We start from the raw sequence: 12,077 nt of genomic DNA on the forward strand, positions 1-12,077 counted from the left end.
AAGACGACCGATGACCGCGCGGAAGACCACGGGAGGTGTGCGCGATGCTCAGTGAACGCAGGCTCGAAGTGCTGCGCGCCATCGTCCAGGACTACGTGGGCACGGAGGAGCCGGTCGGCTCGAAGGCGCTCACGGAGCGCCACCGGCTGGGCGTGTCACCGGCGACCGTCCGTAACGACATGGCGGTCCTGGAGGACGAGGGGTACATCGCGCAGCCGCACACCAGTGCGGGGCGCATCCCCACGGACAAGGGATACCGCCTCTTCGTCGACAAGCTCGCGGGCGTCAAGCCGATGACCGCGCCCGAGCGGCGGGCGATCCACCACTTCCTGGACGGCGCCGTCGACCTCGACGACGTCGTGGGACGGACCGTGCGGCTCCTCGCGCAGCTCACCCGGCAGGTGGCCGTCGTCCAGTACCCGTCACTGACCCGCTCGACCGTGCGTCACGTGGAGCTTCTGGCGCTGGCCCCGGCCCGCGTCATGCTCGTACTGATCACGGACACCGGGCGGGTCGAGCAGCGCATGGTGGACTGCCCGGCCCCCTTCGGGGAGTCGTCCCTGGCGGATCTGCGCGCGCGGCTCAACAGCCGGATCACGGGGCGCCGTTTCGCGGATGTGCCCCAACTGGTGCAGGATCTCCCCGACGCCTTCGAGTCGGAGGACCGGGGGACGGTCGCGACCGTGCTCTCCACCCTCCTGGAGACTCTTGTCGAGGAGACCGAGGAGCGGCTGATGATCGGCGGCACCGCCAATCTGACGCGCTTCGGACATGATTTTCCCCTCACCATCCGTCCGGTGCTCGAAGCGTTGGAGGAGCAGGTCGTGCTCCTCAAGCTCCTGGGTGAGGTCAACGATTCGGGCATGGCCGTACGGATCGGTCACGAGAACGCCCATGAGGGACTCAACTCCACGTCTGTGGTGTCGGTCGGCTACGGTTCGGGCGGCGAAGCAGTCGCCAAACTCGGCGTGGTCGGACCGACGCGCATGGATTACCCCGGAACGATGGGAGCGGTACGAGCGGTGGCACGGTACGTAGGACAGATCCTGGCGGAGTCGTAAGTGGCCACGGACTACTACGCCGTACTCGGCGTGCGCCGCGACGCGTCCCAGGACGAGATCAAGAAGGCATTCCGGCGGCTCGCCCGCGAGCTGCACCCGGACGTCAATCCCGATCCGAAGACGCAAGAGCGCTTCAAGGAGATCAACGCCGCGTACGAGGTGTTGTCGGACCCGCAGAAGAAGCAGGTCTACGACCTCGGCGGCGACCCGCTGTCCCAGGCGGGCGGCGGTGGCGCGGGAGGCTTCGGAGCCGGTGGCTTCGGCAACTTCTCGGACATCATGGACGCGTTCTTCGGCACGGCGTCGCAGCGTGGCCCCCGGTCGCGCACACGGCGCGGCCAGGACGCGATGATCCGGCTGGAGATAGAGCTCGACGAGGCGGCCTTCGGTACGACGAAGGACATCCAGGTCGACACGGCCGTCGTCTGCACCACCTGCAGCGGTGAGGGCGCGGCGCCCGGCACCTCCGCGCAGACCTGTGACATGTGCCGCGGTCGCGGCGAGGTGTCCCAGGTCACGCGGTCCTTCCTCGGCCAGGTCATGACGTCCCGGCCGTGTCCGCAGTGCCAGGGCTTCGGGACGGTCGTTCCGACGCCGTGCCCCGAGTGCGCCGGCGATGGACGGGTGCGCTCGCGCCGGACCCTGACGGTGAAGATCCCGGCCGGTGTCGACAACGGCACCCGGATCCAGCTCGCGGGCGAGGGCGAGGTCGGCCCCGGTGGCGGCCCCGCCGGTGACCTGTACGTCGAGATCCACGAGCTGCCGCACAACATGTTCCAGCGGCGCGGCGACGATCTGCACTGCACGGTCACCATCCCGATGACCGCGGCGGCGCTCGGCACCAAGGTCCCGCTGGAGACACTCGACGGGCTCGAAGAGGTCGACATCCGCCCCGGAACGCAGTCCGGGCAGTCGATTCCGAAGCACGGGCGCGGGATCACCCATCTGCGGGGCGGCGGGCGCGGCGACCTCATCGTGCACGTCGAGGTCATGACGCCGACGAAACTCGATCCCGAGATGGAGCGCGTGCTGCGCGAACTGGCCGTGCTGCGGGGCGAGGAGCGGCCCACCGGGCAGTTCCAGCCCGGCCAGCAGGGATTGTTCTCCCGGCTGAAGGACGCCTTCAACGGCCGTACGTGACGGGTGGACCGCTGGTGACCGCCGGGCGGGTCGCAGGATGATTCCTGTGGCTTATGCCCGGCGGACGGCCGGATTCGGACTTGTACGGAGGACGTGACAACATGCCGTCATGTCCTCCGCGCTGACCGATCTTTTCCCCCTCCCGATCGTGCAGGCCCCGATGGCGGGCGGCGTCTCCGTGCCGCAGCTCGCCGCGGCCGTGTCCGAGGCCGGGGGGCTCGGTTTCCTCGCCGCCGGCTACAAGACGGCCGACGGCATGTACCAGGACATCAAGCAGCTGCGCGGGGCCACGAGCCGGCCGTTCGGCGTGAACCTCTTCATGCCGCAGCCCGAGTACGCCGACCGGTCGGCCGTCGAGGTGTACGCCCACCAGCTCGCCGGTGAGTCCTCCTGGTACGAGACCGAACTGGGCGACCCCGACAGCGGACGCGACGACGGCTACGACGCCAAGCTCGCCGTCCTCCTCGACAACCCGGTGCCGGTCGTCTCCTTCCACTTCGGCTGCCCCACCCGCGACGTCCTGGACTCCCTGAGCCGGGCCGGCACGCTCACCCTGGTCACCGCGACCACCGCCGAGGAGGCGCAGGCCGTGCAGTGGGCGGGCGCCGACGCGGTGATCGTGCAGGGCGTCGAGGCCGGCGGCCACCAGGGCACCCACCGCGACAACCCGGAGGCGGACGGCTCCGGCATCGGACTGCTGTCGCTCGTCGCGCTGGTCCGCGAGACCGTGCAGATCCCGATCATCGCGGCCGGCGGCATCATGCGCGGCAGCCAGATCGCCGCGGCGCTGGCAGCCGGCGCGAGCGCCGCCCAGCTGGGCACGGCCTTCCTCGCCACCCCCGAGTCCGGCGCCAACGCCCTGCACAAGCAGGCGCTGACCAACCCCCTCTTCGTCCGTACGCAGCTGACGCGGGCGTTCTCCGGCAGGCCCGCGCGAGGGCTGATGAACCGCTTCATGCGCGAGCACGGACCGTACGCGCCCGCCGCCTACCCCGAGGTGCACCACCTCACTTCCGCGCTGCGCAAGGCGGCGGCCAAGGCGGGGGACGCGCAGGGCATGGCGCTGTGGGCGGGGCAGGGGCACCGGCTCGCCCGCGAACTGCCCGCCGGGCAGCTGGTGGAGGTGCTCGCGGCCGAACTCGCCGCGGCCAGGACAGCGTTGTCGGCCGAGCAGGGCGGGGGCGTCGGGCGATGACCGCGCCGGTGTTCGTGGTGGACGAGGTGCCCGGCGGGCCCGAGTTCGTGCTCGACGGGCCCGAGGGGCGGCACGCCGTGTCCGTGAAGCGGCTGCGGGCCGGCGAGGACGTGGTGCTCACCGACGGGCTCGGCCGCTGGGCCGAAGGCGTCGTCAGGACGGCCGAGGGCAAGGACCGGCTCGTCGTGACGGAGATCCACGAGGTACGTGAGGAGCCCGTGCCCGCGCCCCGTATCACCGTCGTGCAGGCGCTGCCCAAAGGTGATCGCGGTGAACTCGCCGTCGAGACCATGTCGGAGACCGGCGTCGACGCGATCGTCCCCTGGGCGGCGTCCCGTTGCATCACTCAGTGGAAGGGCGAGCGCGGGCTGAAGGCGCTGGCGAAGTGGCGGGCCACCGCCCGTGAGGCCGGCAAGCAGTCGCGGCGGGCGCGGTTCGCGGAGGTCGCGGACGCGATGACGACCAAGCAGGTTGCCGCGTTTCTCGCCAAAGCGGAGTTCGCGGCGGTGCTGCACGAGGACAGGGGACACCCGGGGGAGCCGCTCGCCACGGTCGAGCTGCCCGTCGCGGGGGAGATCGTGCTCGTCGTGGGGCCCGAAGGGGGCGTGTCCCCCGAGGAGTTGGCGACCTTCGCCCAGGCCGGGGCGGAGGCCTGTCGGCTGGGGCGGAGTGTGTTGCGGACGTCCACGGCGGGGACGGCGGCGGTGGCGCTGCTGCTCGGGCGGACGGGGCGTTGGTCGTAGCTTCTCTCGCCCCCGCCGCCCCTACCCGTCCCGTCCCTGGGGCTGCGCCCCAGACCCCCTGTCGCGCTTCGCGCTCGTCCTCAAACGCCGGACGGGCTGAGACAGGGGAACTGCGCAGCGGGGGTTCGGGGGCCGGGCCCCGAGTGCGTGCGCGTGGCCGCATGGGGTCTACCGCGCGCGGGCGACCAGTGGCACGCTGCCGTGCATGGGCGCACTGAGGCGTATACGGCACCGCGGCCCGGCGATCGGCCTGGCCGCCGTCTCGGCCGTGTTCGCGCTGGTCGCGTGTGAACCGGGCGACGGCCTGAGCACCGCGGCCGTCGCGATCACCACCGACCAGAAGGGCACGAGCGAGCTGGAGGAGCGGGGCGTCGACGTGCGGTGGCTCACCTGCACCGCCTCGTACGGCGAGAAGAGCGCGTCCACGCCCTCGGCGAGCGTGCGGGACGTGGCGTCCGTCGACTGCGTGGGCGAGACCGGCGACGGGCAGGACATCAGCATCAAGGGCCAGGTGACACAGGAGGTCAACGGCACCTGCGTACGCGGCGACCTCACCGCCACGGTGGGCGGCAAGGAGGCGTTCCGGGCGAACGTCCTCGGCAACTGCCGGGCCGATACGCCGCCCGTCGACAACAGGACGACTCCGCCGCCCGACCAGCCGGGGGCGACCGTCACCGTCACCCGGACCGTGACCGTGTATCCGAACCCGAGTTGCTCCTGCATCTCGGGAAAGTGATCAATGCGACGAAGCGCCCGGCCCGGTGAAGTGATCGAAAGCTCTGGTCGCGCGCCGGGGCGGCTGCATAGGGTGATCGGGTGACACAGCCTGCATCCGCCGCATCCGCATCCGCCGCGACCTCCGCGTACCTCCGGTATCCGCACCTGCACGGTGAGTTGATCGCCTTCACCGCCGAGGACGACGTCTGGGTGGCGCCGCTCGACGGCGGCCGCGCCTGGCGGGTCAGTGCCGACAACGTTCCCGTGAACCATCCACGGATCTCCCCGGACGGGGCGACCGTCGCCTGGACCTCGACCCGCGACGGCGCCCCCGAGGTGCATATCGCCCCCGTCGACGGAGGCCCCGCCAAACGCCTCACCTACTGGGGCAGTTGGAAGACCCAGGTGCGCGGCTGGACCCCCGGTGGGGAGGTGCTCGCGCTCAGCACACAGGGCCAGGCGAGCCTGCGCCGCAGCTGGGCCCGCGCGATCCCGCTCGACGGCGGACCCGCGACCACCCTCCCGTACGGGCCCGTCGGCGATGTGGCCCACGGGCCCGGCGGCGTCGTTCTGCTGTCCGCGCCCATGGGCCGCGAGGCCGCCTGGTGGAAGCGCTACCGGGGCGGTACCGCGGGCAAGCTGTGGATCGACCGCGAGGGCGAGGGGGAGAACGGGGAGAACGGGGAGAACGGGGAGAACGGGGAGTTCGTACGGCTGCACGCCGACCTCGACGGGAACCTTGAGTACCCCTCGTGGGTCGGGGAGCGAGTCGTCTTCCTCTCCGACCACGAAGGCGTGGGAGCCGTGTACTCGTCCCTCGCCGACGGATCGGACCTGCGACGGCACACCGGGATCGAGGGCTTCTACGCCCGGCACGCCTCCACCGACGGGACCCGCGTCGTGTACGCCTCCGCCGGTGAACTGTGGATCCTCGACGACCTCGACGGGGCCGAGCCGCGCCGGCTCGACATCCGGCTCGGCGGCCAGCGCGTCGATCTGCAGCCCCATCCCGTGAACGCGGCCCGCTGGTTCGGCGCCGCCGCCCCCGACCACACCGGACGCGGCAGCGCGGTCGCCGTGCGCGGAGCCGTCCACTGGGTCACCCACCGCTCAGGACCCGCCCGGGCGCTCGCCGCCGAACAGGGCGTACGGGCCAGGCTGCCCCGCACCTTCCGCGCCGACGGCGAGGAGCACGTGGTGTGGGTCACCGACGCGGAGGGCGACGACGCGCTGGAGTTCGCCCCGGCGACCGGCGTGGCAACCGGCGCGACCCCGCGCAGGCTCGCCGCCGGACAGCTCGGCCGCGTCCTCGGACTCGCGATGGCACCCGACGGCAGCCGGGCCGCGGTCGCCTCGCACGACGGACGCGTGCTGCTCGTCGAGCGCGAGACCGGCGAGGTCCGTGAGGTCGACCGCAGCGAGGACGGCGAGGTCACCGGGCTCGTCTTCGCACCCGACTCCGCCTGGCTGGCGTGGTCGCACCCCGGCCCGCGCCCGCTGCGCCAGCTCAAGCTCGCCAACACCGCCGACCTGTCGGTGACCGAGGCGACACCGCTGCGCTTCCGCGACTACGCGCCCGCGTTCACCCTCGACGGTAAGCATCTGGCCTTCCTGTCCGCGCGGTCCTTCGACCCCGTCTACGACGAGCACGTCTTCGACCTCGCCTTCGTCGGGGGCTCCCGGCCGCACCTCATCACCCTCGCCGCCACCACCCCCTCGCCCTTCGGGCCACAGCGGCACGGGCGGCCCTTCGAGGCGCCCGACAAGGACGAGACGCCCGACAGCGAGGGCTCCCCGGCCACCCGGATCGACCTCGACGGGCTCGGCGACCGCATCGTGCCGTTCCCCGTCGAGGCCGCCCGCTACACCGGGCTGCGCGCCGCCAAGGACGGACTGCTGTGGCTGCGGCACCCCGTGCGCGGTGTGCTGGGCGCCTCCCGAGCCACCCCCGACGACCCGGACCCCAAGACCGACCTGGAACGCTACGACCTCGCCCAGCAGCGCATCGAGCACCTCGCCTCGGACGCCGACGGCTTCATGGTCACCGGCGACGGCAAGCGGATCCTGCTGTGGACCGACGGCAAACTGAAGGTCGTACCGAGCGACCGGCGCGCCTCGAACGACGACGACAGCGACACCAACATCACCGTCGACCTGTCGCGCATCCGCCAGAGCGTCGACCCGGCCGCCGAGTGGCGCCAGATGTACGACGAGGCCGGCCGCCTCATGCGCGACAACTTCTGGCGCCCCGACCTGGGCGGCACCGACTGGGACGGCGTACTGGACCGCTACCGGCCCGTCCTCGGACGGGTCGCCACCCACGACGACCTGGTCGACCTCCTCTGGGAGGTGCAGGGGGAACTCGGCACCTCGCACGCGTACGTCATGCCGCGCGGCGGATTCGGGCACGGGGAACGGCAGGGGCTGCTCGGCGCCGACATCTCCCGCCACGAGGACGGCCCGCAGGGGGCGCCGCTGTGGCGTATCGACCGCATCCTGCCGTCGGAGACCTCCGACCCCGACGCGCAGTCGCCGCTCGCCGCGCCCGGTGTCGCGGTGCGCGCGGGCGACGCGATCGTGGCCGTCTCCGGGCAGCCCGTCGACCCGGTCGCGGGACCCTGGCCGCTGCTCGTCGGCACGGCGGGCAAACCCGTCGAGCTGACCGTCTCCCCGGCGGGCGGCGGCGATCCGCGGCACGCGGTGGTCGTGCCGATGTCCGACGAGGAGCCGCTGCGCTACCACGCGTGGGTCGCCGACCGGCGTGCCTACGTGCACGAGAAGTCCGGCGGACGGCTCGGGTATCTGCACGTGCCCGACATGCAGGCGCCCGGCTGGGCCCAGATCCACCGCGATCTGCGGATCGAGGTGGCGCGCGAGGGGCTAGTCGTGGACGTCCGCGAGAACCGCGGCGGGCACACCTCCCAGCTGGTCATCGAGAAGCTCGCCCGGCGCATCGTCGGCTGGGACCTCGCGCGGGGGATGCGGCCGACCAGTTATCCGGAGGACGCGCCTCGCGGGCCCGTCGTGGCCGTCGCCAACGAGTTCTCCGGCTCGGACGGGGACATCGTGAACGCGGCGATCAAGGCGCTGGGGATCGGGCCCGTCGTCGGTACGCGGACGTGGGGCGGGGTCGTCGGGATCGACAGCCGGTACCGGCTGGTCGACGGGACGCTGGTCACTCAGCCCAAGTACGCGTTCTGGCTTGAGGGGTACGAGTGGGGGGTGGAGAACCACGGCGTCGATCCGGACGTCGAGGTCGTCCAGGCGCCCCACGATCATGCCGCCGGGCGGGATGTCCAGCTCGACGCGGCTGTTCGGATCGCGCTGGAGGCACTTGCCGACAACCCGTCGAAGGCGGCTCCGGAGTTGCCGGGGGCGTGAGGGGGCGGTCGTCGGGCGCGGGTGTGTGGGGGCTGGTCGCGCCGTTCCCCGCGCCCCTGAAGGCGAAAGGCAGAAGACTGCGCCGTTCCCCGCGCCCCTGACGGGGCACTCCCGGTCGGTACCATGCCGGGGCATCGATCAACTCGGGCTGAGGAGGCCGCGCAATGGCAGGGGAACCGCAGGACGACTGCTTGTTCTGCAAGATTGTCGGGGGCAGGATTCCGGCGACCGTCGTTCGTGAGACCGAGACGACTCTGGCCTTCCGGGACATAAACCCGCAGGCGCCCACCCACATCCTGGTGATCCCGAAGGTCCACCACCCGGACGCCGCCTCCCTCGCCGCCGCCGAACCGGCGATCCTCGCCGACGTCGTGCGCGAGGCCGGTGAGGTCGCCGCCGAGGAGCAGCTCGACAGCTACCGCCTCGTCTTCAACACCGGCAGCGGCGCGGGCCAGACCGTCTTCCACGCGCACGCCCATGTGCTGGGCGGCCGCGGTCTGCAGTGGCCTCCCGGATAACGAGAAACCGGACGATCCGACGTGTCCGTACGTGAATTGGTGGTCCTCGGGACCGCCAGCCAGGTTCCCACCCGGCACCGCAACCACAACGGCTACCTGCTGCGCTGGGACGGCGAGGGCATCCTCTTCGACCCCGGCGAGGGCACGCAGCGGCAGATGCTGCGTGCCGGGGTGGCCGCGCACGACCTGCACCGGATCTGTGTCACGCACTTCCACGGCGACCACTCACTGGGCCTGGCCGGGGTGATCCAGCGGATCAACCTCGACCGGGTGCCGCACGAGATCAGCGCGCACTACCCGCGCTCCGGGCAGAAGTTCTTCGACCGGCTGCGGTACGCGACCGCCTACCGCGAGACGGTCGCGCTCACCGAGGCGCCGGTGGACGCCGACGGGGTCCTCGCGTCCTCGAAGACGTACGCGCTCGAAGCCCGCAGGCTCTCCCATCCCGTCGAGTCGTACGGCTACCGGCTCGTCGAGCCCGACGGGCGGCGGATGCTGGGCGACCGGCTCGCCGCGCACGGGATCAAGGGCCCCGACGTGGGGCGGATCCAGCGGGAGGGCGTGCTCGGGGACGTCCTGCTCGGCGACGTCAGCGAGGTGCGGCGCGGGCAGCGGTTCGCGTTCGTCATGGACACCCGGCTGTGCGACGGGGTGTACGCGCTCGCCGAGGGCTGCGACCTGCTGGTCATCGAGTCGACGTTCCTGGACGAGGACGTGCGGCTCGCCGTCGACCACGGACACCTCACCGCCGGGCAGGCGGCGACCGTGGCGCGGGACGCGGGCGTACGGCATCTGGTGCTCACGCACTTCAGCCAGCGGTACTCGGATCCGGGGGAATTCGAACGGCAGGCGCGGGCCGCCGGGTTCGAGGGAGAGCTGACCGTGGCGCACGATCTGCTGAGAGTGCCGGTTCCGAAGCGTCGGTGAAACACCCGTACCATGCTTCGATGCCCATCCCCAAAGCTGAACTGCACCTGCACATCGAAGGCACACTGGAGCCCGAGCTTGCGTTCGCCCTCGCCGCCCGCAACGGGATCACGCTGCCGTACGCGGACACGGACGAGCTGCGCAAGGCGTACGAGTTCGCCGATCTGCAGTCGTTCCTGAACCTGTACTACGGGCTCATGGCCGTGCTGCGGACCGAGGACGACTTCGCCGACCTCGCCGACGCGTATCTCGCGCGCGCCGCCGCCCAGGGGGTGCGGCACGCCGAGATCTTCTTCGACCCGCAGGCGCACCTCGCGCGGGGCGTCGGGATCGGCACCGTGGTGGAGGGGCTCGGGCGGGCGCTCGACCGCGGCGAGGCCGCGCACGGCATCTCCACCCAGCTGATCATGTGCTTCCTGCGGGACGAGTCCGCCGACTCCGCGCTGGAGACCCTGGAGGCCGCGAGGCCGTACCTGGCGCCGCGCGGCCCGATCGTCGGCGTCGGACTCGACTCGGCCGAGGTCGGCCACCCGCCGGCCACGTTCCGCGAGGTGTACGAGGCCGCCGCCGCACTCGGCCTGCGACGGGTCGCGCACGCGGGCGAGGAGGGGCCGCCCGCGTACATCACCGAGGCGCTCGACCTCCTCGGGGCCGAGCGGATCGACCACGGACTGCGTTGCATGGAGGACCCGGAGCTGGTGGCCCGACTGGTGCGGGACCGGGTGCCGCTGACGCTGTGCCCCCTGTCCAATGTGCGGCTGAGGGCCGTCGACGTGCTGGCGGACCACCCGCTGCCCGCGATGCTCGACGCGGGACTGCTGTGCACCGTCAACTCCGACGACCCCGCGTACTTCGGCGGGTACGCCGGGGACAACTTCGACGCGGTGCGTACGGTGCTGGGGCTCTCTCCGGAGCGGCTGCGCGAACTGGCCCGGAACTCGTTCGTCGCGTCGTTCCTCGAACACGACGAGGAGCGGCGGGCCCGGTACATCGCCGAGGTGGAGGCGTACGAGTTCCCGTGACCGGGGACGCCCGGTATCTTCGCCCCCGCCACCCCTACCCGTCCCTGGGGGTTTGCCCCCACGGCTGACACGTCACCCTGAGGGCCTCAGCGGAGCGTCTGGTGCACACTGGCCTGAATCCGCACCACTCAGGGAGCGCACCGTGACCGCGTCCAACGGGAAGGGACCGTACCGACAGGCCCAGTTCGACCCACTCGCCGAACTGCGCCGCTCCGACGACCCGCCCTGGGACGTCTATCTCACCGGCACCGTCTTCCTCGACATCATCTTCACCGGGCTCGACTCCGCCCCGGTCCGCGGGACCGAGTCGTGGGCCCGCGGCATGGGCTCAAGCCCCGGCGGCGTCGCGAACATGGCGACCGCGCTGGCCAGGCTCGGCCTGAAGACCTCACTCGCGGCGGCCTTCGGGGACGACCACTACGGGGAGTACTGCTGGGACGCCCTGGAGCAGGGCGAGCACATCGACCTCTCCGCGTCCCGCACCGCGCCCGGCTGGCACTCCCCGGTGACCGTCTCGATGGCGTACGAGGGAGAGCGGACCATGGTCAGCCACGGCCACGAGCCGCCCCCGGAGGAGCTCGCGCCCGACTGCTCGCCCCGCGCGCGGGCGGCCGTCGCCTCGCTGACGCCGGGTGCGAGCGCGCACTGGATCGCCGGGGCGGCGAAGCGGGGCACCCGGATCTTCGCCGACGTCGGCTGGGACGACACGGGCCGCTGGGACCTCGCCGGGCTCCCCGACCTGCGGCACTGCGAGGCGTTCCTGCCGAACGCCGAGGAGGCCATGCGGTACACGGGCGCCTCGTGTCCCCGCGCCGCCGCGCACGCGCTCACCGAGTACGTACCGCTCGCCGTCGTCACCCTGGGTGCCGAGGGCGCGTACGCCGTGGACCGCCGGACCGGTGAGACCGCGGAGGTTCCGGCCATCGAGGTCGAGGCGATGGATCCGACCGGCGCCGGGGACGTCTTCGTCGCGGGGTTCGTGACGGGCACGCTGGCCGGCTGGCCGCTCGCCGACCGCCTCGCCTTCGCCGGCCTCACCGCGGCCCTGTCGGTCCAGGAGTTCGGGGGATCGCTGTCCGCGCCCGGCTGGTCGGAGATCGCCGCCTGGTGGCGCCGCGTGCAGTCCTACGACCACCAGGACCCCGCGGCGCTCGGCCGGTACGCCTTCCTGGAACCGCTGCTTCCGGAGAGCGCCCGGGCCTGGCCCCTGAGAAGGGCCGTACCGACGATCGGATTCCGCAGATCCGCCTGATCCGCCTGATCCGCCTGATTCGTGTGAGGAGACACTCGTGGGGCCACAGGTGCGGTGGAAAAGTCCTACGGGGTTGTCGGTGCCCCGACGTACTCTTGGAGACACCAGGCTGCCGTACCGG

General features: G+C 72.1%; 10 protein-coding genes. All 10 read left to right on the forward strand.

The window, feature by feature from the left end:
* Positions 1–44: 44 nt before the first annotated feature.
* Positions 45–1,061 carry a heat-inducible transcriptional repressor HrcA gene (gene hrcA / locus ACIOKD_RS23760; protein WP_402087338.1) on the forward strand — a complete coding sequence of 339 codons (1,017 nt, stop codon included), beginning with the start codon at positions 45–47 and terminating at the stop codon, positions 1,059–1,061.
* The gene (dnaJ, locus tag ACIOKD_RS23765; RefSeq protein WP_402087341.1) at positions 1,062–2,201 is read left to right on the forward strand and encodes a molecular chaperone DnaJ; all 1,140 of its coding nucleotides are present in this window, start codon (positions 1,062–1,064) and stop codon (positions 2,199–2,201) included.
* A gap of 109 nt (positions 2,202–2,310) precedes the next feature.
* Positions 2,311–3,396 carry a nitronate monooxygenase gene (locus ACIOKD_RS23770; protein ID WP_402087344.1) on the forward strand — a complete coding sequence of 362 codons (1,086 nt, stop codon included), beginning with the start codon at positions 2,311–2,313 and terminating at the stop codon, positions 3,394–3,396.
* A complete protein-coding gene (locus ACIOKD_RS23775) occupies positions 3,393–4,139 on the forward strand; it encodes a 16S rRNA (uracil(1498)-N(3))-methyltransferase (RefSeq protein ID WP_402087347.1) in 747 nt (248 codons plus the stop codon). Before ACIOKD_RS23770 ends, ACIOKD_RS23775 begins: the two co-directional genes overlap by 4 nt.
* A gap of 205 nt (positions 4,140–4,344) precedes the next feature.
* A complete protein-coding gene (locus ACIOKD_RS23780) occupies positions 4,345–4,875 on the forward strand; it encodes a hypothetical protein (RefSeq protein WP_402087350.1) in 531 nt (176 codons plus the stop codon).
* Positions 4,876–4,955: 80 nt separating this feature from the next.
* A complete protein-coding gene (locus ACIOKD_RS23785) occupies positions 4,956–8,237 on the forward strand; it encodes a S41 family peptidase (RefSeq protein WP_402087353.1) in 3,282 nt (1,093 codons plus the stop codon).
* 164 nt (positions 8,238–8,401) lie between these two features.
* Entirely contained in the window at positions 8,402–8,755 is a 354-nt protein-coding gene (locus tag ACIOKD_RS23790) for a histidine triad nucleotide-binding protein (RefSeq protein ID WP_402087356.1), read from the forward strand.
* Positions 8,756–8,776: 21 nt separating this feature from the next.
* Positions 8,777–9,682 (forward strand): ribonuclease Z, encoded by a 906-nt coding sequence (locus ACIOKD_RS23795; protein ID WP_402087358.1) that lies wholly within the window; start codon positions 8,777–8,779, stop codon positions 9,680–9,682.
* A 20-nt stretch (positions 9,683–9,702) separates the two neighbouring features.
* Positions 9,703–10,704 carry an adenosine deaminase gene (locus ACIOKD_RS23800; protein WP_402087361.1) on the forward strand — a complete coding sequence of 334 codons (1,002 nt, stop codon included), beginning with the start codon at positions 9,703–9,705 and terminating at the stop codon, positions 10,702–10,704.
* A gap of 142 nt (positions 10,705–10,846) precedes the next feature.
* Complete coding sequence (locus ACIOKD_RS23805; protein WP_402087363.1) at positions 10,847–11,956, forward strand: carbohydrate kinase family protein; 1,110 nt, start codon at positions 10,847–10,849, stop codon at positions 11,954–11,956.
* Positions 11,957–12,077: the final 121 nt, after the last annotated feature.

The sequence above is a fragment of the Streptomyces sp. NPDC087844 genome (genome assembly GCF_044742785.1).
GTDB lineage: Bacteria > Actinomycetota > Actinomycetes > Streptomycetales > Streptomycetaceae > Streptomyces.

What these genes read in the sequence shown, in the direction of transcription:
- ACIOKD_RS23775 (WP_402087347.1), top strand. Translation starts at nt 3,393, where the DNA reads ATGACCGCGCCGGTGTTCGTGGTGGACGAGGTGCCCGGCGGGCCCGAG.
- ACIOKD_RS23800 (WP_402087361.1), top strand. Translation starts at nt 9,703, where the DNA reads ATGCCCATCCCCAAAGCTGAACTGCACCTGCACATCGAAGGCACACTG.
- hrcA (WP_402087338.1), top strand. Translation starts at nt 45, where the DNA reads ATGCTCAGTGAACGCAGGCTCGAAGTGCTGCGCGCCATCGTCCAGGAC.
- ACIOKD_RS23780 (WP_402087350.1), top strand. Translation starts at nt 4,345, where the DNA reads ATGGGCGCACTGAGGCGTATACGGCACCGCGGCCCGGCGATCGGCCTG.
- ACIOKD_RS23790 (WP_402087356.1), top strand. Translation starts at nt 8,402, where the DNA reads ATGGCAGGGGAACCGCAGGACGACTGCTTGTTCTGCAAGATTGTCGGG.
- ACIOKD_RS23770 (WP_402087344.1), top strand. Translation starts at nt 2,311, where the DNA reads ATGTCCTCCGCGCTGACCGATCTTTTCCCCCTCCCGATCGTGCAGGCC.